General features: G+C 70.1%; 17 protein-coding genes. 8 read left to right on the forward strand and 9 right to left on the reverse strand.

All coding sequences use genetic code 11. The features are described from left to right. Positions 1-15: 15 nt before the first annotated feature. From IFSED24_RS07700 to IFSED24_RS07710, 3 genes are all read right to left on the reverse strand, one after another. Entirely contained in the window at positions 16-1,656 is a 1,641-nt protein-coding gene (locus tag IFSED24_RS07700) for a methyl-accepting chemotaxis protein (protein WP_491334633.1), read from the reverse strand. An 81-nt stretch (positions 1,657-1,737) separates the two neighbouring features. Next, positions 1,738-3,615 carry a sugar phosphate nucleotidyltransferase gene (locus IFSED24_RS07705; protein ID WP_491334634.1) on the reverse strand — a complete coding sequence of 626 codons (1,878 nt, stop codon included), beginning with the start codon at positions 3,613-3,615 and terminating at the stop codon, positions 1,738-1,740. Further along, positions 3,608-4,780 (reverse strand): exo-beta-N-acetylmuramidase NamZ family protein, encoded by a 1,173-nt coding sequence (locus IFSED24_RS07710; protein WP_491334635.1) that lies wholly within the window; start codon positions 4,778-4,780, stop codon positions 3,608-3,610. Before IFSED24_RS07710 ends, IFSED24_RS07705 begins: the two co-directional genes overlap by 8 nt. Before the next feature lie 130 nt (positions 4,781-4,910). On the opposite strand from IFSED24_RS07710, the gene IFSED24_RS07715 reads away from it, so the two are divergent. Then, positions 4,911-7,346, forward strand: a complete 2,436-nt coding sequence (locus IFSED24_RS07715) for a tetratricopeptide repeat protein (RefSeq protein ID WP_491334636.1) — start codon at positions 4,911-4,913, stop codon at positions 7,344-7,346. On the opposite strand, the gene IFSED24_RS07720 is transcribed toward IFSED24_RS07715, so the two are convergent. Beyond that, on the reverse strand, positions 7,343-8,506 hold the full coding sequence (locus IFSED24_RS07720) for a glycosyltransferase (RefSeq protein WP_491334637.1): 1,164 nt from the start codon (positions 8,504-8,506) through the stop codon (positions 7,343-7,345). The genes IFSED24_RS07715 and IFSED24_RS07720 overlap by 4 nt on opposite strands. Before the next feature lie 138 nt (positions 8,507-8,644). On the opposite strand from IFSED24_RS07720, the gene IFSED24_RS07725 reads away from it, so the two are divergent. Then, entirely contained in the window at positions 8,645-10,024 is a 1,380-nt protein-coding gene (locus IFSED24_RS07725; RefSeq protein ID WP_491334638.1) for a hypothetical protein, read from the forward strand. Positions 10,025-10,030: 6 nt separating this feature from the next. Here IFSED24_RS07725 and IFSED24_RS07730 read toward each other — a convergent pair whose 3' ends face one another. Beyond that, a complete protein-coding gene (locus IFSED24_RS07730; protein ID WP_491334639.1) occupies positions 10,031-10,894 on the reverse strand; it encodes a hypothetical protein in 864 nt (287 codons plus the stop codon). Between the two features lie 99 nt (positions 10,895-10,993). Here IFSED24_RS07730 and IFSED24_RS07735 point away from each other — a divergent pair, with 99 nt between their 5' ends. The 5 genes from IFSED24_RS07735 (at position 10,994) to IFSED24_RS07755 (ending at position 17,298) form a co-directional block, all read left to right on the forward strand. After that, positions 10,994-12,022: a hypothetical protein gene (locus tag IFSED24_RS07735; RefSeq protein ID WP_491334640.1), complete on the forward strand. Its 1,029-nt coding sequence runs from the start codon at positions 10,994-10,996 to the stop codon at positions 12,020-12,022. Between the two features lie 125 nt (positions 12,023-12,147). Next, positions 12,148-14,007 carry a M2 family metallopeptidase gene (locus IFSED24_RS07740; RefSeq protein ID WP_491334641.1) on the forward strand — a complete coding sequence of 620 codons (1,860 nt, stop codon included), beginning with the start codon at positions 12,148-12,150 and terminating at the stop codon, positions 14,005-14,007. 179 nt (positions 14,008-14,186) lie between these two features. After that, on the forward strand, positions 14,187-14,585 hold the full coding sequence (locus IFSED24_RS07745) for a GntR family transcriptional regulator (RefSeq protein WP_491334642.1): 399 nt from the start codon (positions 14,187-14,189) through the stop codon (positions 14,583-14,585). Then, complete coding sequence (locus IFSED24_RS07750) at positions 14,582-15,472, forward strand: ABC transporter ATP-binding protein (protein ID WP_491334643.1); 891 nt, start codon at positions 14,582-14,584, stop codon at positions 15,470-15,472. Before IFSED24_RS07745 ends, IFSED24_RS07750 begins: the two co-directional genes overlap by 4 nt. Further along, the gene (locus IFSED24_RS07755) at positions 15,472-17,298 is read left to right on the forward strand and encodes a hypothetical protein (protein WP_491334644.1); all 1,827 of its coding nucleotides are present in this window, start codon (positions 15,472-15,474) and stop codon (positions 17,296-17,298) included. The genes IFSED24_RS07750 and IFSED24_RS07755 overlap by 1 nt, the downstream gene beginning before the upstream one ends. Positions 17,299-17,400: 102 nt before the next feature. Here IFSED24_RS07755 and IFSED24_RS07760 read toward each other — a convergent pair whose 3' ends face one another. From IFSED24_RS07760 to IFSED24_RS07770, 3 genes are all read right to left on the reverse strand, one after another. After that, complete coding sequence (locus IFSED24_RS07760) at positions 17,401-18,225, reverse strand: hypothetical protein (RefSeq protein ID WP_491334645.1); 825 nt, start codon at positions 18,223-18,225, stop codon at positions 17,401-17,403. A 110-nt stretch (positions 18,226-18,335) separates the two neighbouring features. After that, positions 18,336-20,258, reverse strand: coding sequence for a peptide MFS transporter (locus IFSED24_RS07765; protein ID WP_491334646.1), 1,923 nt, complete (start codon positions 20,256-20,258; stop codon positions 18,336-18,338). Between the two features lie 113 nt (positions 20,259-20,371). After that, complete coding sequence (locus tag IFSED24_RS07770; RefSeq protein WP_491334647.1) at positions 20,372-21,097, reverse strand: Sir2 family NAD-dependent protein deacetylase; 726 nt, start codon at positions 21,095-21,097, stop codon at positions 20,372-20,374. Positions 21,098-21,370: 273 nt separating this feature from the next. Here IFSED24_RS07770 and IFSED24_RS07775 point away from each other — a divergent pair, with 273 nt between their 5' ends. Then, on the forward strand, positions 21,371-23,263 hold the full coding sequence (locus IFSED24_RS07775) for a methyl-accepting chemotaxis protein (RefSeq protein WP_491334648.1): 1,893 nt from the start codon (positions 21,371-21,373) through the stop codon (positions 23,261-23,263). Here the strand turns inward: IFSED24_RS07775 and IFSED24_RS07780 are convergent. Then, complete coding sequence (locus IFSED24_RS07780) at positions 23,218-25,008, reverse strand: ATP-binding cassette domain-containing protein (RefSeq protein ID WP_491334649.1); 1,791 nt, start codon at positions 25,006-25,008, stop codon at positions 23,218-23,220. The genes IFSED24_RS07775 and IFSED24_RS07780 overlap by 46 nt on opposite strands. Positions 25,009-25,045: the final 37 nt, after the last annotated feature.

Below are 25,045 nucleotides of genomic sequence, written 5' to 3' on the forward strand. Positions count from 1 at the left end.
ACACGTGGACGGGACTCAGACCAGAGCCTCGTCTTCCTCGTCGAGCATCAGGACGACGTCGGGGCTGGCCACGGGCTCGACCGGACGCACGCCGGCTGCAGCCGGAGCGGTCGACCGGATCGTGGGCACGTTCGCCTCCGGGGGCAGGGACCCGTGCGCGGGCACTCCGCCGCGTTCCCCACGCACCAGCACGTTCATCGCCTCGACCACCCCCTGCAGGCCCTCGGCCTGGCTGGCGACCTCGCGACTCGAGGCCGCCGATTCCTCGGCATGGGCCGCCACCTGCTGGGTGGCTTCGTCCATCTGGTGGATGGCCTGGGTGATCTGCCCGATGGCCGTGCTCTGCTGGCTGCTGGCCTCGGCGATCTCCCCCACGCGACCGGTGACCATGGTCGCGCTCTCGGCCACGGCCTGGATCTCCGCGGCCACGCGCCCGGTGATGTCCTGGCCGCTCTCGGCCTGCCTCGTGTTGGCCTCGATGAGATTGGCTGTGTTCTTGGCGGCCTCGGCCGACCGGCCGGCCAGGTTGCGCACCTCCTCGGCCACCACCGCGAAGCCCTTGCCGTGCTCGCCTGCCCGCGCGGCTTCCACTGCGGCGTTCAACGCGAGCAGGTTGGTCTGGAAAGCAATCTCCTCGATGGTCTTGAGGATGGTCGAGATCTCGTCGCTGCTCGTCTTGATCCCGCTCATGGTCCGCACCATCTCCTGCATGGCCTCTTCGGTCCGGTTGATCCCCTCGGCCGAGGCCGCCATCTGCTGGCGCACCTCGACGGCGCCGCGGCCGTTGTCCTCGGCCTGGCTCGACAGCTGGGTCAGCGCTGCGGTGCTCTCCTGGAGGTCGGCCGCCTGCCGGGTCGAACTCATGGCCAGGGCCTCGCTGCTCGCGGCGATCTGATCGGAGGCCAGGGTCATCTCCAGGGCGGTCTTGCGCACGCGCTCGGTGATGGCGAGGAGCGGGCCGGCGGTGTGGCCGGCCAGCCACCAGGACAGGCCGCCGACGATCAGGAGCAGGGCCAGCGCCAGGCCGGCGAGCTGCATGAGCAGGTGCTGTCGGGATTTGACCACCTCGCTCCGCACCGCGCCGACCGTGGCCTGGATGTCGTCGACATAGATGCCCCCGCAGACCACCCAGCCGAGCTCGGGCACCGCCCGGGCATAGGCCAGCTTGCCCAGCACCTCCTTGGTCGTGGGCTTCTCGTAGTGGTAGCGGACGAAGCCGCCACCCGCCTGACCGGCATCCACCAGGGCCTGCCGGAAGGCGTAGCCCTTGACGTCCGGCTTGCTGAGGTCGGCGTGCTTGCCCCAGAGCTCCGGCTTGGTGCCGTGGAACGCGAACTGCCAGCCACCGTCGCCGTCGGGCTCATAGGCGAAGAAGTAGCCGCTGCCGCCGGCGTAACGCATGGCCGAGACCACGCGCGCCGCGGCCACGCGGGCCGCGGGCGAGCCGTCCCCCGCCAGCGACGTGATCGCGCCACAGGCGCCGTCCACCTGGTCCTGGATATAGGTCTGCTTCTCGTTGACCAGGGCCGTGTCCACATCGTCGATCACCGACACGAAGGTCCGGTCGATTCCCCAGCTGGCCAGGCCACCGAGCGCCAAGGCGAAGATGAGGATGCCGACGAGGTTGAGGCCGGTGATGCGCTGCTTGAGATCCATGGCTGCTCCTCCAGTCGATTTGGGCGCCACGCGACAGACGGTGGCGTTCTGGAGGGAGCATCGGCGACCTAAGGATATTCTTTAGCGTCGATCCAGGAGGTTTCTGGTCCGCTGGAGATGGTGGGCCAGCAGCGGCAGCGGTGGGGGTGCGAACTCGGTGCTCCCGGCATTCGGGGCCAGAGCGACCAGGTCGCCCAGGAGCCGCAGCGCCCTGGGGATATGCTGGAGGAAAGCCGGTCGCTGACGAACATGGCCGAGGAAGCAGTAGGCGCCCAGAGCCTGCATCAGGCGCTGCAGCCCCGCGGTCCGGACCATGTCGCGCCAGGCGGCGCCCTTGAGCCTGGGCCCCCCGCGCGCGGCCACCCGCTCGGGGAAGGAGGCCGCCAGATCGTCGCGCAGCGCGGCGGGCAGCTCGACGTAGGGATCCAGCAGCAGCGAGGCGGCATCGTAGGCCACGGGGCCCCAGCGCATACCCTGGACATCCACCAGCCGGACCATGCCATCCTTCAGCAGGATGTTCTGCGACTGGAAATCGCGATGCACCAGGGTGCGCGGCTGGCGCAGGCAGGCGGCGGCCAGCTGTTCGAACTCCGCGTCAAGACCGGTCAGCTCGCCGGGTGCGAGTCCGACATGACCGACCAGGAACTGCTCACGGAAGTAATCGGTCTCCCAGCGCAGGTGCTCCCGGTCGAAGGCGCGGTCCCACGCCGCCGGACAGAGCGACCGGGCCTCGGCGCCGAAGACCTGGAGGTCGGCCAGGCGGTCGAGGACGCGGGCGTAGAGATCGGCGGCGCGGTCCGGCTCGGCGTGCACCAGCGTCTCGAGGGTGTCGGTGCCCAGATCCTCCAGCAGCACCTGGCGCGTGGCGGGATCGTGGGCCAGCACCGCTGGCGCCCCGAGTCCGCGGGCGTAGAGGAACGCGGCGATGTCGAGGAAGCGCTGATACTCGGGGTCGTCGGGCGTGGTGGTCATCTGGACGGCCCGCCGATTGCCGGCGGCGATCCGCACGAAGCGGCGCGGGCTGCCGTGGCCGGTGATCCACTGCAGACGGGTGGGACCGGCGAAGCCGGCGCGGCCGGCCAGCGCGATTTCGTCGCAGGCCATGGCGTCTTCGACCACCACCCAGCCCGGTCCGATCACCGACCGGCGCAGGACGATCCCGGCTGGGACGGCGGCTCCGGGCAGGAGGACGCACTCGGCGAGGTCATTCTCCGGCGACCCCGTGGGCGGGTCGGTCGCGCTCACGAAGTCGGGGCCCAGCAGACGGCGGTGCGCATCGAGATAGCGTTGGAGCGTGCCCAGATCCTCCCAGTCGCCAGCGTGGAGGTGGCAGCGGACAGCGGCGGAATCCTCGGCGATCAGCGCGCAGAGCACGCTGACCAGATCGCTCGGCCCGTGGGGCACCCGCTCGAGGAACGACCGCTGGTAGCAGGCGATGCCGGTGAAGGTGAGCCACCGGTCGCCCGGGTGCGGCGCCTGGGCCCGGCGGCCGGCGAGGTCGCGGACCGTCCGGTCCGCGGCCACCAGCACGGTGTTGATCTCGGGCCGGTCCACCAGCGCGAGGGTCGCCCGGGCTCCCGTGGCGCGGTGCGCGGCCAGCAGCTCGCCCACGTCCAGATCGCAGAGCACGTCGCCGTTGTAGACCACGAAGGTGTCGGCCTCCGCGAGCACGGCGCGGGCGCCGTGGAGCGCGCCGCCGGTGCCGAGGATCTCGGGTTCGTGGCTGAGATGGCAGCGCGCGGCATCGGTCCGGCGCGACACGTGAGCGGCGACCTGCTCGGCCAGGTGGTGGGTGTTGATGGCGAGCTGCCGGCAACCGGCGGCGGTCAGGGCCGCGGCGGCCCGGTCGAGCAGCGGCAGGCCCAGCACCGGCAGCAGCGGCTTGGGGATCTCGTCGGTGAGTGGCCGCAGGCGCGTGCCCAGTCCCGCCGCCAGGATGAGCCCGCGCACCTCAGGCATAGAGCAGGCTCCCGGCCAGGCTCGCGGCGAACCGGTCGGCGTCCCGCTGCCAGGCATCGGCCACGGCGCGGGGATCGGCGCCCTGCATCACGGCCTCGCGCAGGTGCGGGCCGCCGGCGAGGATGTCGATGGGCAGCTTCTCGAGCTCGTACTCGTAGGGCGGCTGCTTCCAGGCGAAGTGGTCGGGCCAGAGCCGCTGGATCTCGGTGAGGATGGCCAGATAGGTCAGGACCGGCCGGAACGCTTGCCGGTCGGTGACGTGGACCTGCAGACCGCCGCAGAGCCGGCCGGCGTGCTTCTGGAAGGTGGGCTCGAAGTGCAGGGGGCGCAGGACGAGGCCGGGCAGCTCGTGGGCCCGGAGCGCCCCCGCCAGCCGCTCCGGCGCGATGAAGGGCGCGCCCAGGATCTCGAAGGGACGCGTAGTGCCGCGCCCCTCGCTCAGGTTGGTGCCCTCGAGCAGGCAAGCGCCGGGATAGACCAGCGCGGTGGTCACCGTGGGCATGTTGGGCGAGGGCAGGACCCAGGGTAGATCGGTCTCGTCGAAATAGAGGTCGCGCCGCCAGCCCGCCATGGCCACCACGTCCAGGTCCACCGCCAGGGCGAAGTGGTCCACCAGCCAGCGCGCCAGTTCGCCCATGGTCAGGCCGTGGCGCATGGGGATGGGCGCCAGGCCCACGAAACTGCGGTAGGCCAGGTCCAGGACGTTGCCCGCCGTCTGCCCGCCGATGGGGTTGGGGCGGTCGAGCACCATCACGGCGACGCCTCGCTCGGCACACGCCTCCAGGCACAACAGCAAGGTCCAGACGAAAGTGTAGTAGCGGGCCCCCACGTCCTGCAGGTCGACCACCAGCACGTCGAGGTCGGCGAGCATGGCCGCGGTGGGCTTGCGGTGCTCGCCGTAGAGCGAGTGGGCGGGCAGGCCGGTCAGAGGGTCGGCGTAACCCTCCCACTCGATCATGTTGTCCTGGGTCTCGCCGCGCAGCCCGTGCTGGGGGCCGAAGAGCGCGCGCAGGTCGGGCCCGAGCGCGGCATGCAGCCTGGTCACCGCGTGATCGAGGCGGCGGTCGACGCTGGCCGGATGCGCGAGCAGACCCACCCGCCGCCCCCGCAGTCGCGCGGCGTCTTCCGCCAGCAGCACTTCCAGTCCGGTCAGGACCCTGGTCATGGGCACCTCCCTGTTGGGCGGCAGTCTATGACAGCCGGCGCCCGCGGCCAAGCCCGGGATCTGGACGGCCCCCGGCCGAACCCGTATCGTGAGGTGGAGAATCGGGGCCCACCACCCGAGGGAGAGGAACATGCGCCGATACCTTGCCGGCACCGCCCTGGGGTGCCTCTGCCTGGTCGGTCTGGCCAGCGCCGACCCCATCGACTGGGATCGCCTCGACTGGCGGCTCGACCGCGCCACCCTGGTCAGCCGCTACCTCTTCCACGACCGCCAGCCGACCGACCCCTGGCAGCAGTACCGCGCCACCCTCAACGCCGGCGCCACCCCCTCGCTCGCCGACCGCGAGGACTTCGCCGCCCTGCCGGCCGAACGCCAGGCCTCCCAGCGCGAGCGCGCCGCCGACCTGCTCGAGCAGGCACGCACCACCCTCGTCGGGTACGCCGGCGGCCTCCGCGATGCCATGCAGCGGAACGAGGTCAATTACATCGGCGACCTCATGTGGGAAACGCCGGGCTTCGCCGAGGCGGTGACCACCGCCCTGCGGCGGCTCGACCGGGCCGCGGTCCTCGACCCCACGAACGCGGAGATCTGGAGCCACCTGGCTTACTTCAGCGACCTGGCCGGCGACCACGAACGCGCCGAACGCGCCCGTCAGGGCTTCCTTGCCGCCTGGGACGACCTGCCGGCCGATCAGCGCGAGGCCTGGCGCCTCTACCGCGACCAGGTGATCCTCGATCGGGCCTGGGCCTTGCGGGAAGCGGGCCGCTTCCAGGAGTGCCTCGACTGGCTGGCGGACCATCGCGACGAGCTTTCGCGGACCACCGTCGAACCGGCCCTCGCGTCCTGGACCGAGGGTCTGCTGATCCGGGCGCTCGTGCACGCCGAGCGGGGCGAGCATCACGCCGCCACCGCCATCCTGCCCAAGCTGCCGGTCATGGACCTGCCGTCGCGCACCGGTGCGCCGCACCGCACCTACGTCCACCTGGAGAACCAGCGCACCGTCTATTACCAGCGCTTCAACCTGGGCGAAAGCCCCGTCCACAACCTCCGTCCCGAGTGGCAGGACACGGTGCAGGACCCCAAGGCCCTGGAGCACCGCAGCAGCGACTATCTGCGTCGCTGGGTGAAGGCCTGGTCGTCGCTCGCGCGCGGGCAGGCGGCCGCCACGGTGCAGGAGAACCTCGGCCGCGTCATGACCGAGCTCGAGTTCCAGCCGCGGGTGGCGCGGCGCTGGTGGCAGGACCAGGGCTTGATCTACGAGCAGCTCGGCGAGTACGAACTGGCCCAGGTCTGCTGGGCGCGCGCGGCGGTCTACCGGCCGTTCTTCATCTACTATCCCCTGGGCCAGGGCCACGGCGTGCCCCGCGTCCACGGACTGGCCGCGACCGGCCAGCCCTACTTCCTGGCCTACGGCACCTTCTTCACCAGCGGCAGCCTCTGGAGCTACGCCGCCAACGCGGCGCTGGCCAGCCAGGTCGAGGACGACCCCCACGCCCAGGCCATGCTGCGGCGCGTGGCCGGCGAGGCGCTCGACGCCTGCATCCGGCGCGGCTTCTTCGCCGCCGAAGCCCTGGCGGTGCGCGGTCGACTGTCCTTCCTGGCCGCGGATTACGCGGCGGCGGAGCAGGACCTGAGCGCCGCCTGGGACGAGCTCGCCGACCGCGGCCGTGCCCCCGCCGACCTCGCCCTCATGCTCGGCCTCTGTCGCTTCAACGACGAGGACTGGACCGGGGCAAGGCCCTGGCTCGCCACCTTCGTCGAGCGCGAGCCCGAGGCTCACGTGGGTTGGCAATCCCTGGGTCTGTGCGAGGGAATGCTGGGACACCAGGAAGCGGCGGTCGCGGCCATGGATCGGGCCGTGGCATTGCAGCCGGCCAACGCCACCTATCTCTACAACCGCGGTCTGATCCACTATCGGGCCAGGAACCTCCCGCTGGCTCGCCGCGATTTCGCCCGCGCCCAGGAACTCTGGCCCGAGAACCCGCAGATCGCCCAGATGGTCCGGGTGGCCGGCGAAGAGACGTACTACACGCTCCAGATGGCCACCGAACCGGTCCATCTGGACTTGCCCGAGGAGCAACGTCGCGAACTGTCCGGCCTGATGGACGTGGCCGTAGCCGGCGGCGAGGGGCTGGCCGACCTGGTGACGTGTTCGCCGGAAACGCGGGCCGCCATCCTGCAGCAGCTCCGAAAACAATATGCCGACGATCCCAGCGAGCTGAATCGGACCCGCCTGGCCCAGGCGGCCCTCATGGCTGGCGAACCCGAGCTGGCGCAGACCACCCTGGCGGCGCTGTGGCCCGACCGGCTCACGCCCACCGAGCGGCGGCTGCTGCTGTACGCCGACCGAGACCAGGGCGACCTCGCCCGTGCGGAAGAGATCGCTTCGGGCCTGGACCGGGCCGGCCAGGACGAGGATGTCGAGACCCTGATCCTCGCCGCCACCATCCTGCTCGACCACGACCGGCGCGACCTCGCCCGCCCCGTGGTGGACCGGGCGCTCGCTCTGACCCCCGGCAGCGCGATCCTGCAGGAGATGGCGCGCAACCTGGACCAGGCGCCCTAGATGCCCGGCAGACCGGCGCGCACCAGATCCTCGATGGCCGCGGCCTGGCGATCCCAGGAGTACTTCCCCTTCTCCCGGGCCACCGCCGCGGCCATCGGCTCGCCGTGGCCCTCGTCGAAGAAACGGATGCAGGCGGCTGCCAGGGCGGCGGGGTCGGCCGGCTCCACCAGGAAGCCCGTCTCGCCGTCGCGGATCACCTCGGGCAGGCCACCGACCCGGGTGGTGACCACCGGCTTGTCGTAGTTCCACGCGATCTGCACGATGCCGCTCTGGGTGGCGGTGACGTAGGGCAGCACCACCAGGTCGCTGGCCACGAACCAGCGCTCCACCTCCTCGTCGGCTACATACTCGGCATGCAGCCGCAGGATGTCGGCGGCTCCCGAGGCGGCGATGCGCTCGCGGTAGGGTGCGGGATCGCCGTAGATGTCCCCCACCGCCAGGATGCGCACGCCGTCGGGGCCGTAGCGTTCGCGCAGCCGGGGCGCCGCGTCGATGAGATGCATCAGCCCCTTGTAGGGCTTGATGAAGCCGAAGAACAGGAGCACCCGCGTGTCCGCCGGCAGGTCGAGCTGGCGGCGGGCCTCGGCGCGCGTGGGGCGGGGCCGCTGCGGATCGCCGTAGTCGTAGACCGGGTGCGGCGCCAGGCGGACCGCCCCGGCATCGGTGTCCGGCAGCAGAGCGAGCAGTTCCCGGCGGACCTGTTCGCTCTGGGCCACGAAGGCGTGTCCCTGTCGCAGCGCCTGCCTGGTCAGCCACATCCCCAGCGGGTAGCGTTCGTGGGGCACCACGTTGTCCAGCACCCACACCACCCGCGCCCGCCGGCGCACGCGGCGCAGGACCTCGCGGAAGCCCACGGCGAAGAAGGGCAGCCACCAGCGCGCGATCACGGCGTCGGGCCGGCTGTCCAGCAGGTCGGCGGCCGACCGCGCCCACGACCAGGGATCCCAGGGCACGAAGATCCGGTGGCTCGGACACTGCAGCCAGGGCGCCACGGCGCCCTCCTGGGACGTGCCCGGGAAGAGGACGTCGGGATACTGTCGTCGGAACCCCGTCCAGTGCAGCTCGTGCCCCCGCGCCTCGAGCGTGCGGTAGAGGTTGGCCTGGGCGGCGACGATGCCCCCTCGCAGCGGGGGCGCGGGGCCGAAGAGCGCGAGACGCATGGCTGCCTCCGATGGATGCTGGCGACGCGGGTTCTCCTCGAAGGTAGAGGATGCCGCCGGGGAAGCCAAGCTCGGGGGTGACAGGCTTGCTGCGATGCTGTAACTTCATACGGGGAGAGAAGCTCGGAGGGATTGGGAATGGACCGGTTCAGATCCTGGATGCTCGGCTTCGCCGGCGTGGCCCTCGTGGGCCTGGCCGGCTGTGCCGCTACGACACCAACCAGTGATTTCCGATCCGACCAGCACGTCCCGGACGGACTGTATGTCGACTGGGACCATGCCGACTGGCAGCTGGACCGCTACATCATGGTCAACATCCGGGACTACGTGACCGCCCAGAACCTCGGCCGCCGCAAGCCCGCCGAGGACTACCAGAAGGCGGTCACCTACGTCGCGGAGTGGGACTCGCTGGGCCTGATCCCCTTCCTCTCCCTCGTGGAATCAGAGCAGGCGGAGCGCCGCCGCCTCGCCCGCAACCACCTGGCCGAGGCCCGCCGCGTGGCGCTCGATCCCCTGCAGCGATACCGCATGGAAGCCTCGCGCGGCTACCTGCCCAACCTCAACGCCGTGGACAACGCCCCCATTCCCATCGGAGCCGAGACCGCGGTGTCCAGCGCCATCAGCCACCTCGTGCGGGCCACGGGCCTCGATCCGTCGCACGCGGCGGCCTGGCGCGACCTGGCCTACTTCTACGGCGTGGTGGGCGACCGCCAGCGCCAGCAGCGCGCCCTCACCGCCGCCCTCGCCGCCATGGATCAGGTGGATCCCATCCAGAGCACCGAGGGCGACCTGGCCCGCCTGCGCCGCGACATCCTCCTGGACCTGGCCTGGCTGGCCCGGGACATCGGCCAGCCCGCCCTGACCCTGGCTTATCTGGATCACGCCGCGCCCTGGGTCCAGGCGGCTTCGCCCGAACGAGCCGACCGCCTGCTCGAGAGCAGGATCCTGCGCGGCCTGGCCCTCGCCGACCAGGGCGAATGGCTCGCCGCCATGGAGCAGGCCCGGGACATCCCCCGCTACGCGGTCCTGCGCCGGACCTTGCGGGGCGGAGTCCGCGAGGACCTCCGCTGGCACCTGTCGCCACCCAATTTCCAGGCCCTGGGCTACGACCGTGGCGCCTGGCCGCGGCAGGAATCCGACTTCGGCCGCCGCTGGATCAAGGCCGTGGCCGGGGCGCCATCCGGCGACATGAAGCACACCATCTGGTTGCTGGGCGCGCCGCCCACCGACCTGGAATTCCCCTCGCGCCTGGCCTGGCGCTTCTGGCAGGACCAGGGACTCCTCTATGCCCGCGCCGGCGAGCAGGCCACCGCCCAGCACTGCTTCGAATGGGCCGCGATGTACCGGCCGTACATGGCGTTCTTCCCCCTGGCCGGCGCCGAGCCCGCTCAGCGCCTGGGCACTTCCGACCGACCCCAGCGCTACTATACCGGCTATGGGCTGTTCTTTCTCTGCGGTGATCGGCGCGCCTACGACCGCGACGTGGGCCAGACGGCCCTGGCCGGCCGGATGCCCTGATCCGCCTCAGTCTCCTGCAGCTTCGAGTCGCCGCCGCAAGGCGGCGATCTCGTCTGCCGGCAGCCCCAGGGCCTCGGCGGCGGCCAGCGCTTCTGCGGCCTGGACGGCATTGCCGAGATCGAGGTGCAACGGCACCAGGTCGGCATAGACGTGCGCCAGCAGGTCGGCTCCCATGGGCTCCTGCAGCGTGCGCTGCAGCGTGTCCAGGGCGGCATAGGCCTGCCCTTCGCGGCGCAACTGCTCGGCGTGCGCCCGCATCTCCGCGACCCGCCGGACCGTCGCCGGATCCCCGACGACTCCGCTGCCCGGTCGCTGTCCCGCTGCGGTGGGCAGATCGGCGCCCTGGGTCAGGGCCTGCCAGAGGGTGGCCGCCACAGGGTCCTCCGGATCGTCGCGCATGGCCTGCTGCAGATGTCGGCTGGCATCGTCGCGCTCCTCGCGCTCCAGGGCCTCCAGCGCCCGGTTGACCTCGTAGCCGTAGGACCGCAGGTAATCATCCTGCGGTGGTCCCCAGATCGATACCATGTAAGGGCCGCTCTCGTGGGTGGCCGTCAGGACGCAGGAGATGGATTCGCCGGTTCCCCAGGGGATCTCCACCTCGTGCCTGGCCTCGCCGCGCTGGTCGTGGACCAGCTGACCGTCGCGGGCGCGGCGCACGTTGAGGTGGGAGCGCCGCATATCGCCCTCCACCAGCAGCGTCCAGCGACGCACGGGGATCTGGTCGAAATCCACCTGGAAGATCACCGACTCGCCCTGGTCGAGGGTGTAGCTCTCACGACCCCACAGGACCAGGCCCGGCGGCGGGAAGGTCGCCAGGGCGGATCCAGCCGCCAGCAGCAGCGCCAGACAGAGGTGGACACGACGTGCCATGAGGTCGATACTCCCGGCCAGGGTTGAAGATCCCGCCCGAGTGTACCTCATGAATCCCCGCACCGGCAAGTCAGGCCGTCGTGAAGGAGGTTGGTCTGCATGTCCCGTCACCTGCTCACCTGCGGCCTGCTGGTGCTCCTGCTGGGCCCGCTCGGACAGACCGCGACCGGACAGGACGCCATCCTCGAACGGCAGGCCACCGCCATGACCGTGCGCGTGGTCAATGGCACCACCGGGGAGCCGGCGCGCGCCGACCGGGTGCTGATCCGCGAGATGGGCGCCGTGATGACCGTCATGGCCGACGGCGGGCCCGTGGACGGCGAGATCACCTTCGAGGATCTTCAAGCCTTCAACTTCAAGCCCTACATCGTCACCGCCTGGGTCGACGGGGTGGCCTATCACGCCAAGCAGACCGGCCAGGCGTTCCTCGACGGCAAGCCGCTGGTGGTCTATGCCTTCTCCCAGACCGATGATCTCGACGGCCTCTCCATCACCGGAATGAACGTCGTGGTCCGCCTGCGCGAGGGCGGCTTCGAGCTGGAGTACATCGCCACCGTGGACAACCAGTCGCGCCCCCAGCGGACCATGAGCGCCGAGGCCCTGCCGGTGCGGCTGCGACTGCCGGCCGGGATGCGCTCGGTGACCGTGGAGGTGGACCGGGGCCCGGACCCGCTCACGGCCGATCTGCGCGCCACGGCCGACGGCCTGCACGGGGTCGCCGTCGCGTTGCCCCCGGGCGAGGCGCGGATCTCGATCAAGGGACTGCTGTCGGCGCCCGACCGGGTGGAGCTGGTGGTGGCGTCCAACCTGGCGGTGGCGAGCTGGAGCCTGCTCGCCTGGCCGGCCGATATCGCCATCCGCAGCTTCGATCTGGAACGTGACCAGAGCAGCGCCTACACCGAATTCAGCCGCTGGCTCGGCGAGCCGCTGACTCCGGGCGAAGAGGTCGAGGTGAGCGTGGGCGCTCCGCCTCCGGAAGACGTCCAGTCGGCGTTCCAGACCGGGGACGAGCCGGCACCGGCGGAGCGCGCGCGACCCCGCCCCGAGCGACGCCGCATCCCGTGGCTGACCATCGGGGCCGCCGTCCTGTTGCTCGGGGCCTATGGTTTCTGGCGCTTCCGTCGCTGAGCAGTCCCCCGCCAACTTCCGGGCAGGAACCCTTCGCCAGGCCACAGGCGTTTCTTTACAGGAAACCGGTGGCGTGCGTATGATTCGCCCTGGAGGCCAACGACTCGCGGCGTGGAAGGAGAGGCATGGAGATCCGCAGGCTGACCATCGCCGGCGTGGTGCTGCTCGCCGCCGGCGTGTTGCTCATCATCTTGCTCGGGCGCGAGCGTCAGCCCGCCGGTCCAGCCGACTCCCACCGGATCGCAGCGGAACACCCGCCCCCGTCGCTCGGCGAGGTGGATGCGTTCCTCGATGAATACAACGCGCAGTACCGACAGCTCTGGACCGCCGCCGAGAGCGCCAAGTGGCAGGCCAACGTGGACATCACCGAAGCCAACAGCAAGGCCGAGGTCCTGGCGGCCCAGGACCTGGCCGACTACGTCGGCAGCCGCAAGGTGATCGACCGCCTCCAGCAGTTGCGCAAGGCTCAGGAGCTGAGCGACCTGCAGTCGCGACAGCTCGAACGGGCCTGGCAGCTGGCCGCCCATTACCCCGGCACCGCCCCGGCCACGGTCCGCAAGCTGCTGCAGGCCGAATCCACCCAGAACGCGGCGCTCTATGGCCACCGTTACCTGCTGACCGTGCCGGGCCGGGAGCCCCACGAGGTCACGGTCAACCAGCTCGATCAGCTGCTCATGGACAGCCGCGACCTGGGCGAGCGACGGGCCGTCTGGGAATGCAGCAAGAGCGTGGGCCCGGTCCTCAAGGACGGACTCACCGAGCTGCAGACCCTGCGCAACGCCGTGGCCCGGAAGATGGGCTACAGCTCGTTCTTCGGGCTGGAATGCGCCGACTACGGGCTGACCAGCGCCGAGATGATGATGCTCATGGACGATCTGATCGAGGGCAACCGGCCGCTCTATGAACAGCTCCAGTGCTGGGTCCGCCACGAGCTGGCCGCCCGCTACGCCCAGGAGTCCGTGCCCGCGCTGATCCCGGCGCACTGGCTGCCCAACCGGTATGGCCAGGAGTGGCCGGGCATCGTGGCGGGCATCGACCTGGACGGCATGCTCCGCGACGTCTCGCCGCAGTGGCTCATCGAGCAGGGTGAACGGTTCTACATGAGCCTGGGTTTTCCCGCGCTGCCGTTGACCTTCTGGGGTCGGAGCGACCTCTACGAACTGCCCGCCGACGCCAACCGGCGCAAGAACACCCACGCCTCGGCCTGGCACATCGACCTCGACCAGGACGTCCGCTCGCTCATGAGCGTCCGCAACGACTTCCGCTGGTTCAGCACGGTCCACCACGAGCTGGGACACGTGTACTACTATCTCAGCTACGCGCGTCCCGAGGTGCCCGCCATCCTGAGGGCCGGGGCCAACCGCGGTTTCCACGAGGCCGTGGGCACCCTGATCGAGCTGGCCAGCAACCAGGTCCCCTACCTCATGGAGATCGACCTGCTCCAGGCCACCGAGGCACCCGACCAGGTGCGCTGGCTGCTGAGCCAGGCGCTCACCGGACCGGTAGTGTTCCTGCCCTTCGCCTGCGGCACCATGACCCACTGGGAGCACGACTTCTACGAGGACGAGCTGCCCCGGCATCTCTTCAACGAGCGCTGGTGGCAGTACGCCGCCCAGTACCAGGGCATCGCCCCACCGGCCGTCCGCGGCGAGGATTTCTGCGACCCCGCCACCAAGACCCACATCAACGACGACCCCGCCCAGTATTACGATTACGCCATCAGCTACGTGATCCTGCACCAGCTCCACCGCTACATCTGCCAGCAGATCCTGCAGCAGGACGTGCGCGAGGCCAACTACTACGGCAACACCCAGGTGGGCATCTACCTCGAGTCCATCCTCGCCGCGGGCGCCACCCGAGACTGGAGCCAGCTCCTGTACGAAGCCACCGGGGAACCCCTCAGCGCCTCGGCCCTGCTGGATTACTACGAGCCGCTCCTGGCCTGGCTCACCGAGCAGAACGCCGGCCGAAAGGTCGGCTGGTAGCGGGACTCCGGTCCTATGCGCCTGGCCCATCCGGCGCACCTCTCGATTTTTTCGTGCAACCCATCCCACCATCCCGCGTAAGGTGTATTGGTTGACTAATACACCAATACACTTTATCATGGCCCATGGGTTGGCCTTCGGTCCGGGTGGAAAGGGCAAGGCGCGAAAGGATCCCCGGCATGCTCTTCGTGGTGGACCCGCACAGCGGGGTGCCCCTCTTCCGACAACTCATGGATCAGGTGAAGCTGGCCATCGCCAGCGGCCGCCTGCATCCTGGCGACCCGCTGCCCTCCGTCCGCTCGCTGGCCGTTCCCCTGGGGGTGAATCCCATGACCATCAGCAAGGCCTACAATCTGCTCGAACGCGAGGGGATCCTCGACCGCCGTCCAGGCAAGCCGTTGATCGTGTCCGACCTGCCGGCCGACGAGATGGGTGCGCGCAAGCTGGCCCAGCTCGAGCGGACCCTGCGTCCCGCCGCCGAACTGGCGCGCGAACTGGGCATCGATCCCGACGAGGCCGTGACCCTCCTGCGCCGCTTGCTGGCGGACGCGGGACAGGATTCCGAGGAGACGTCATGAACGTGCTGGAAATGCGCAACGTGAGCCGTGCCTACCACAAGAACGAGGACGTCCTGACCGGCGTGGACCTGACCGTCACCGCCGGCGAGGTCCTCGGCCTCCTGGGCCGCAACGGGGCCGGCAAGACCACCCTGCTGCGCATCGCCCTGGGCCTGCTCGAACCCCAGACCGGGACCGTGCGCGTGTTCGACCGCGATCCGCGCCAGGATCCGGTGGCGGTGAAGCAGCGCGTGGGCTACGTCTCGGAGGACCAGGTCCTGCCGTCGTTCCTGCGGGTCGAGGAGGTCATCGACCTGCACCGCCGCCTCTACCCCGACTGGGACGCCGACCTCGCCCGCGACCTCTCGTCCCGCTTCCACATGCGCGGCGACCAGCGCATCAAGCAGCTCAGCAAGGGCCAGGCGCGCCAGGTGGCGCTGCTCTGCGCCGTGGCCCACCGCCCCCCGCTGCTCCTGCTCGACGAACCCGCCGGTGGCCTCGACCCCGCCATGCGGCGCGAGTTCCTCGAGACCGCCATCCAGCTGCTGGGCGAGTCGGGCTCGACCATCCTCTTCTCGAGCCACCACATGACCGACGTCGAGCGCCTGGCCAGCCGGCTGGTCATGCTCCACGACGGCCAGAAGTGGATCGACAGCGCGCTGGACGACGTGCGCGAGGGCTACTGCCTGGCCCTGGCGCCCAGCGACCAGGTGACAGCCGCCGACCTCCTGGCCCGGCCCAGTTGCCTGTCGGCGCGCGAGCGCGACGGCACCGTCCGCGCCATCTTCGAGCTGGAGCCCGAACGTTGCCACCGGACCCTGACCCGCGACCTCGACCTCGCCGACCTGCGCTGCCTGCCGCTGCCCCTCGAGGAGATGTTCATCGAGCTGGTGGGAGGAGGTCGCTGATGTTCCGGACCATGGTGCGTCACCATCCTTCGCTCCATCCGTCCGTGATCAAGTGGGCGCTCATGGTCCTGTCCACGGCCACGGTCTGGCTGGGACTGCTGAGCTACCAGGTCGCCAAGGAATCGCTGAGCGCGCCCTGGTTGATGCTGACCGCCACCTGGATCCTGCCCGCGCTCTACCTGCTCTACGGCCCGCACACGACCCGGGTGCGGTCCTTGCCTCTGAGCCTGCCCATCGCTTCGCGCACGCTGTGGTGGTCGCATCTGACGACCGTCATGCTGGTCTCCGGGGCGATGCTTTTGATCTGCCTCGGCCTGGAGACCTGGTTGGTGCGGGAGGTGTCGAGCACCGTCGCCGGCAACGGCGCGGAGACCACCTCGCTCGCCCCCTGGCTCGGCCCGCTCTGGCGGCAATTCCTGGCCTGGTGGCTCCTGCTGGTGGCCCTGATCGTGAGCGATCGCCCCGAGCTCGCCATCATCCCCCGCACTCGCGGCTGGATCCTGCGCCAGGCCTTGCTGGGACTCGGCTGCTTCGCCGGACTCGTACTCGGCGGCCGTCACGGCGGGCCGTTGCTGGCGGCCGTGGTCACGGTGGCCGCCGTGATCCTCCTGCTCGTCACGGCCCGCCGGGTCCCCCCCGCGCTGAGCCTCGCCCCACGCGCACTCTTGCCGGCGCGACCGTACCGCGAAAGCGGCGCCGTGGCCGGCCGCCTGCCCTGGTGGCGACGCCTGCCGACCTGGCTCGTGGTGCTGATGACCGCCAGCAAGCACCCGGCCCTGCTGCTGGTGGCCGCGCCGTTCCTGGTGTTGATCGGGCTGTGGCTCAGCCGCTTCACCAACACCCTGACCAGGGGCGAGGACACGGGTATTCTGTTCGTCACCATCGCCGCGTACTGCCTCTTCGCCATGGTGGGCGCGCCGCTGCTCCGCCTCTCGCTGCTCGACCATCTGGCGCTGTCGCGGCACCGCCTGTTGAGCTACCTGCTGGTCCCCCAGCTCTGCCTCCTGGTCGGCGGCTATGTCACGGGAGAGATCCTCGCCGAGCTGCGGCCTGATCCCGGCTGGGAACCGCTGGTCTTCAACACGGAGCCCGACACCTACGGCCTGCGCATGGAGCCCCAGTACTTCGCGGTGTCCTGGTCCACACCACCGACGGAGGTGGCGCCCGACGGCACCGAGATCACGCCGCCCGACAACTGGCGACCGTTCGGGCGTTCGGGGCCGGTGCTCTACAAACCCTACCACACGCCGCTGGGCGCCTCGCTGGCAGCCGTCGCCTGGCAGCTGGAACGTGCCACCACACACATCTTCGGCCAGACCATCCCGGCCGCCGAGTTCCGCGACCGTTACCTGGTCTGGGACGAACAGAACCGGGTCGTGATCCTGCGCGGCGAAACCATGGAATTGCGGCACGATCATCCCGGGCTCGAGCCACGCTCCTGGCCGGCCCGAGCGGCGCTGCAGGCGCTACTGGCGGGAGTGATCTTCCAGATCGCCCTGGCCACCTACCTGCGTTTCTTCCGGCCGGGCGTTTCGGAGAAGCGGCGCAAGGTGACGTTCGTGGTCCTGCTGGTCCTGCTGCTGACTCTCTACATGGCTCCCTTCCTGCTCGCCATGACGGTGGGCTTCGACCCCGGTAGCCTCCTCGCCCTGGCGTTCATCGGTGGCGACTGGCTGGTGGCGCACGTGCCCGGCGGACTGGTGGGGATCTGGATCCTGGTCATCGCGGCCCTGGTGGTGGGACATCGCCTGGTGCTGCACGGCTTCCAGCGGGCCGAGTGGCCCCTGGTGCGGGAGGACGACGCGCTCATGGCCGTCCTGGGCTGATCCCCCGACAACCCCTGCCCCGCCGGCCCTTTCCACCCGCGAGGGGGCAGGGAGGCCCCGGAGCATGACGCTCCGGGGCCCGTTCTTACCAGACGGCGATCGCTAGGCCAGCGGCCAGAAACGGGCCAGGGCGGCCTGGATATGCCTGCCGCTCTCCCAGTCGTGGGTCGAACCGTGCAGGCTGTGCGGCACCATGAAGATCACGAAGGTGACCAAGGCCGCCACGATGGACCAAGCCCGGCAGCCACGGCGCTGCTGCCAGAGGGCGATGAGCCAGAAGACCACCGCCACGGCGAGCTTGTTGTCGGTGAGGTCCTCGCCCACCGGCCAGCCGGTCCAGTAGGCATCGAAGGCATACCGCTGGACGATGGGGCCGAGCAGGAGCCCGCCGCCGCCCAGGCAAACCAGCGTGGCCAGGATCTGCCAGCGCAGGCCATCGCCCTTGACCAGCGCCTCGAGTCCCGCGCGCAGGCTGAAGAGCATGCCGAAGAACATGGCGAAGATGTGGACGACCAGGATGGGCAGGGGCACCGCTCCCTTGAACCGCAGCCGGGTCGGGATGATGACGCTATTCTCGTCGCCGTCGCTCAGCCGCAGACGGTACTCGATCTTGGCCGCCTTCCGCGATTGAGGCGGCAGCTCGGCCACCAGAGCGTCCCCCTCGCGTGACATGCGCACCGTCTGCCAGGGGTCCTCGGTGGGCCAGCGTCGCCAGCGCAACTCGCCGCCGACCTCGCCGGTCGCCGCGAGCCTCACCGCCACCGGCACATCCACCGTCCCCGTGCGCGGCAGCTTCCCCGCGACCGTGGCCTCGCCCACCGCGGTGTCCACCCGCAACGGATACGACGGCCCCGTCATCCTCTGCCAAACCGCACTGCCGAGCGTCACCACCACCGCGACCACCCAAAGCACCAAACTCCGTCTCATCGAATCACTCCGATGTCAGGGGAGAAGGAATCGCTGATGCGAGTCACCCGCCCGGCGAACTCCGCAGCGCCCGAAGGGCGCGAGGACATCGCCGGGCGGGTGCGTTCGCATCAACCCCCGTATTGCTTGATGGCCTTGTCCAGCTTCGGCAAGAGCACCAGGATGAACAGCGCCACCAGCAGGGTGGACATGGCCAGGATGAAGAACATCATGGCCGTGGGCGCCAGGCCGCTGATGAAGCCCGAGAGCTTGTTGCCCACCGCGGTCGACAGGAACCAGCCGCCCATCATCAGGCCGACGTAGCGCTTGGGCGCGAGCTTGGTCACCAGACTGAGCCCCATGGGCGAGAGGCAGAGCTCGCCGAAGGTGATCACCAGGTAGTAGATGATCAGCCACATGACCGAGACCTTGATGGCGCCGTTGCCCCCCACCTTGGCCGACCAGACCATGATCAGGAGCGAGGCCGTGGTCAGGAGCATGCCGATGAAGATCTTGCGCGCGGTGGAGACCATGATCCCCGCCATGGCCAGCCGGCCGAAGATGAAGACCACCACCGGGGTGAGCAGGACCACGAACACCGGGTTGAACAGCGCGGTGATCATCTCGGCATTGACCAGGCCCAGGAACTTGCCGGGGGCGAGGCGCTCGCTGCCGGCGTTCTCGTAGACCGTGGCGTAGGTGCCGTCGGAGACCAGCAGGGCCGGGACCTGGGCGCCCTCGACGGTCTTCAGCACCACCACCTCGGCGGTGGCCTTGGCGGTCTCGGGCACGGTCTTGACCGTGGTCACGGGCACGCCGTGGGCGTCGAGGGAGGATTCGACCTCGAGGTTCTCGTCGGGGAAGACCTTCAAGGCGAGGAACGACCACTCGCCCTGGACCGCCGGATCGTCCACCGGCACCGCCTCGATGAACGCCGGCTCGGTCACGGCCGCCAGGCCGGACTGGGAGATGCGGCGGGCGCCGAACATGGCCTCCACGTCGTCGCTGGTCTGGACCAGGGTGCGTTCGTCTGGCCGCGGCACGGACTCGGCGGCGTTGTTGAAGTAGCCCGGCATGGCCTGCTGGCTGTAGGGCCCGATGGCCAGGGCCGGGATCTCGCGGTCGGTCTCGTGCTCGGCGTAGATGGTCATCAGGCCGCCCGAGAGGTGCAGGATCATGAAGAAGGTGCCGCCCGCGATGAACACCGGGATCAGGGCCCCGAAGCCCGGCTTCTCGGCGGGCTTGGCGCGCAGCCACAGCGAGAGGAAGTAGCCCATGATCGGCAGCATGCCCACCAGGAAGGCGAAGGTCACCGGACCGATGCTGTCGGCCACGAAGGCCCACTTGCTGCCGATGAAGTAGCCCAGGGCGCCGCAGAGCGCCGCGGGCCCCAGGATCTGGACCACGATCTGCCCGAAGGTGATGTCCTCGGGATCGGGCTCGGAGCGCTTGTCGGCCCGGGCCAGCTTCTTCCAGTTGAGCGAGAGGATGGTCACGCCGATCAACAGGCCCACGCCCGCGGCGATGAACGCCATGTTGAAGCTGAACAGGTTGCGCAGCGGCGCCGAGAGCAGCGCCGAGGCCGCCGCGCCGATGTTGATCCCCATGTAGAAGATGTTGAAGCCGGCGTCGCGCTTGGGATCGCCCGCCTCGTAGAGATTGCCCACCATGGCCGAGATGTTGGGCTTGAACAGGCCGTTGCCAAGGCAGAGCAGCGTCAGGCCCGCGTAGAGCGTGGGCAGGCTGCGGATGCCCAGCAGGAACAGCCCCGTGGCCATGAAGAGACCGCCGATGAAGACCGAGCGGCGGAAGCCCAGGAAGCGGTCGGCGATCATGCCGCCGAGGAAGGGCGTGAAGTACACGAAGGCCATGTAGGTGCCGTAGATCTCCACCGCCTGCTTCAGCGGCAGGCCCAGGCCGCCGCGCTCGGTATCGGTGGCGTAGAGCACCAGAATGCCCAGCATCAGGTAGAACGCCAGGCGCTCCCACATCTCCGTGAAGAAGAGGGGGTAGAGACCCTGCGGGTGTCTCCCTTTGGTGGTCGTCTCAGTCACGGGAACCTTCCTTTGTGAATTCGGGCAGGGGGATGCGCACAGTGAAGGAATCTATCATCCGCGTGGGGTCGCAGGCAAGGACAAGGCAGCGGGCGCCGGCCGATCCCATGCGCTCAGATTTCCGCCGCCACCGCCGCGAAGGTGGTCTCGAGATCGTCCAGACGCAGATCGCAGTGGTAATCGAGGGGGGTCGGCCCCTTGTTGACGATGGCCAGCTTGCCGCCGCAGCGGCAGGTCACCAGCGGAACTCCCGCCGCCGGATGCACCACCAGCGACGAGCCCAGCACCAGCATCAGGTCAGCCTTGGCGGCCAGTTCGCAGGCCCGCTCCAGCGCGCCGGGCGGCAGCATCTCTCCGAAGAAGGTGATGTCGGGCTTGACCACGCCCTGGCAGCTCTCGCAACGCGGGATCTCGCCGGCCAACACGAGGCGGCGCGCCCAGTCGTAGCCGTAGCTGCGACCGCAGGCGAGGCACGAGTGCAGCGCCGGCGAACCGTGCAGCTCGATGACCTCCTCGCTCCCCGCCCGCTGGTGGAGCATGTCGATGTTCTGGGTCACCACGGCGCACACCAGACCCAGCTCCTCCAGCCGGGCGCATTCGCGGTGGACGAGGCTCGGCTCGTGATCGGTGAGTGCGTAGATCAGGTCGCGACCGTGGGTATAGAAGAGCGACGGATCCTCGTGGAAGACATCCACATCGAAGATCAGGTTGCCGTCGACCTTGCGATAAAGGCCCGTCTCCCCGCGAAAATCGGGCAGTCCGGAGAGCGTGCTGACGCCGGCACCGGTGAAGACCACCGTCCGGCGACTCTCGCGGAGCATGCTGACCAGTTCGTGCACACCGACCTCCTCGGGCGATCCCGGCCCCATCCAGGCGCATGTTAGCGTCCCCCATTCGCCTCGCCCAGCAGAATGATCGGGCGGCAGGAATTGCCGGGCAGGACTGTGCCGGCGGTGGCCCGCCACCGACCAGGGAGCGGTTTGCTCGTGCTAACATGCTGGGAATAGACGCTTTTCAGGCCATTTCGAAAAAACTCGGTTCTGGCATGGCACGTGCAAACCGCAAGCGGATGGATCGTCTGCTTGCCGGGAACCGAGGTGTGGACCCAGGTGATGAGAATCAGACCCGCCATCATCGTCGGCAGCGCTGGCCTGGCCGGGATCGCCCTGGCCATCGGCGTCGTCTGCCTGGTGACCCAGGCGCGCTGGACCACCGGACCGCTGGCCGAGGCCAGCTCCGGACTGGCGGGCCTCGATCACCGTGCCGACCTGGAACTTGCCGTGCGCCGCACCACCAACGCCGGCGAGGCCTATTTCCGGACCATGGACCCGGCCCAGATCGAGGTGGCCGGCGCCGGCCTGCGCGATCTGACCGGATCGCTGGAAGGCCTCGATCGCACGGGGATCGCCGTGGAAGCCGACAGCCTGCACCAGTCGGCCCTGCGCTACGGAGCGGTCCTGGCCGGGGCCGAGGACGCCGCCATCGAACTGCTCACCGCCGCGCGCACCGCCCAGCGGGCCGCCACCGGGTTCCGCGCCAAACTCCGCGTGCTGCTGGCCGCCCAGGCCCAGCACCAGAAGACCGAGAACAGCCGTGACGGTCTCGATTTCTTCACCCGGACCACCACCGCCGAACGCATCTTCGTGGCCACCCAGGCCGACCGCTGGATGCTCGAGCTCGAGCTCGCCCGCCGCGACCTGACCACCGAACGCGATCTGGAGGCACTCAAACCGGTGCGCAGCCATCATCAGCGCATCCGCGACCTGCTGCTGCCCTGGTCCGAGAAGGGCGACCAGGAAGCCCAGCGCCTGGCCAGCGCACTCGAGGACGTGGACCGCCACGCCCTCGCCCTCGACCAGCTCGAGCTGGCCTGGACCCAGCTGTTGGACCTGGACGGCGACGGCCGGGTGGCCGCCCGCACCCTGCGCCGCACCGCCGAGGAACTGAGCCTGGCCAGCCGTCGCGAGGCCCGCGAGCGGACCGAGGCGGCGCGTCAGGCCAGCCTGGCCGGGGTGCGCTGGACGATCCTGGGGCTCGTCCTGTCGCTGGCCGGTGCGGTGGCCCTGGTGCACTGGAGCGACCGCAAGGTCGGGCGTCCCCTGGCCACGGTCCAGGAGGGCCTGGCCGGCACCACTACCACCCTCCGTCACGCCGCCGGCGCCCTGAGCGAGCGGCTGAACCTGCTGGAAGGGGCTCGCCACGACAGCACCGGGAGCTGGGAGCTGGCGGGCCGACGCCTGGAGGAATGGCTGCAAGCGGCTGCTGGCAGCCGCGAGTCCGCCACCACGGTCGAGGAGATCGCCGTCGCCATGGGGCAGAGCCGCACCGGCGCGCGCCAGTCGCTGGAGAAGCTGGGAACCGCCATGGTCGGCATCCAGGAAGCCACCGAACAGACCGACAAGCTCCTGCAGGACATCCGCAGCATCGCCACCCAGACGAACCTGCTGGCGCTGAACGCCAGCGTGGAAGCGGCCCGCGCCGGCGAGGCCGGCCGGGGATTCGCGGTGGTGGCCGACGAGGTCCGCAAGCTGGCCCAGAAGGCGGCCGAGACCGTGGAGAATTCCAGCGGCACCCTGGAGAAATCGCTGGAGAGCAACATGACGGCGAACGCGTCGTGCAAGAAGCTGGGCGTCCAGCTCGCCGGCGGCGACCAGCAGATCCAGCGCCTCCAGGAGAGCGTCGAATCGCTGACCGGCGTGGTGGCCAAGGGGCTCGAGACCGCCGACCAGCTCGTCGAGCTCACATGCCGCGAGCAGTCGGCCGGCCGCGCCGTGCGCCTGCCGCAACACGACCCCCAGGCCGTCGTCGAACTCGAGGCGGCGGTGAGCCGGGTCGAGCACCTGAACCGCGTCCTCTCGAGGCTCGAATCTTCCCGCCCGGCCAGGCAGGGCGACAGCCCGCCACCCGATGGTCCGGCGCCCCTGGCCGGCGACCTGGAAGCGGCCTGGGCTCCGGCGGCTCATTCCGAGCCGGCGATGTCCTCCAGTTCTTCCCAGCGCGCATAGACCGCGGCGAGTTCGCCCCCCAGCTCCGCCAGCCGGGCCTGGATCGTGGCCACCTCCTCGCCTGCCGCGCGATAGAGCTGCGGATCGGCCAGGCGGGCGTGCAGCCCGGCCTGCTCGGTCTCGAGTTCCTCGATCCGCGCCGGCAAGGCTTCCAGCTCGCGCGCCTCCTTCCATTTCAGCTTGCGCGCCGCCGGAGCCGCCGCCGGGCGGGGGCGCTCCGGTCTGGCCGTGGACGACCGCGCCGGGCGCAGCTCCTGATAGCCGCCCGACTGGCGCTCCCAGTCGGCGTAGCCGCCGGCCCATTCCTTGACCCCGCCCTGGCCGTCGAAGACCAGGGTGCTGGTGACCACGTTGTCGAGGAAGAAGCGATCGTGGCTGACCACGAGCACCGTGCCGGGGAACTCGGAGATCAGGTTCTCCAGCAGCTCGAGGGTCTCCAGGTCGAGGTCGTTCGTGGGTTCGTCCAGGACCAGCACGTTGGCTGGCCTGGTGAACAGACGCGCCAGCAGCAGGCGGTTGCGCTCGCCGCCGGAGAGCGACCGTACCGGCTGGGCGCAGCGATCGGGAGTGAAGAGAAAGTCGGCGAGGTAGCTGATGACGTGCCGGGAGTGGCCGTCGACGGTGACCTTGTCGTGGCCCTCGGCCACGTTCCAGCGCACCGACTCGTCGGGCGCCAGGGTCATGCGGAGCTGGTCGAAGTAGGCCGGCTGCACGTTGGTGCCCAGGCGCAGCGAGCCGGCATCCGGCGCCAGCTCGCCGAGCAGCACCTTCAGCAACGAGGTCTTCCCCGCCCCGTTGGGGCCGATGATGCCGATGCGGTCGCCGCGCATCACGGTCACGTCGAGGTCGCGGAACAGGGTGCGTCCGCCCCGGGACAGGGTCAGTGCGCGGGCCTCGGCCACCAGCTTGCCGGTGCGCTCGGCCTCGTTGGCGCGGAGACGGACCTCGCCGTCACGGCCGCGGCGATCGGCGCGCTGGCGGCGCATCTCCTCCAGGCGCCGCACCCGGCCCTCGTTGCGGGTGCGCCGGGCCTTGATGCCGCGGCGGATCCAGGCCTCCTCCTCGGCCAGCTTCCGGTCGAACTCGCGGTGACGGACCTCCTCCTCCTCCAGGAAGGCCGCCTTGCGCTCGAGCCAGGTTTCGTAATCGCAGGTCCAGTCCACGAGGCGGCCCCGGTCCAGCTCGACGATGCGGTGCGCGAAGCGGCGCAGGAAGGCGCGGTCGTGGGTCACGAAGAGCAGGGTCCCCTGCCAGCGGGCGAGCAGGTTCTCGAGCCAGGCGATGCTCGGGATGTCGAGATGGTTGGTGGGCTCGTCGAGGAGCAGCAGATCCGGCTGGCGCACCAGCGCGCGCGCCAGCAGCACGCGGCGCTTCTGTCCCGCCGAGAGGTCGGCGGCCTCGGCCTCGCCGTCGAGCTCCATCTCGGCCAGGATCCGGTCCACCGCCAGCTCGGCCTGCCAGTCCTCGGCACCGCCGCCGGCAGCGACGACCTGGCGAACCCGGCCCCGGAGGTCGGCAGGCACGTCCTGGGGCAACAGCGCGGCCGAGGACCCGCGGGCGGCGACCAGCTCGCCGCTGTCGGGCGGGCGCAGGCCGGCGGCGACCTCGAGCAGCGTGGTCTTGCCGGTGCCGTTGCGACCGATCAGGCACACGCGCTCGCCCGGCTCGAGGCGCAGGTCCACGCCATCGAGCACCGGCGGGCCACCGAAGGCCAGGCTCACGTTGCGCATTTCCAGCAGGGCCATGTCCGCTCCCGGAGACAATCCTGGCGATTCGCTCAAG

Source organism: Candidatus Latescibacter sp. IFSED24 (assembly GCF_058273205.1).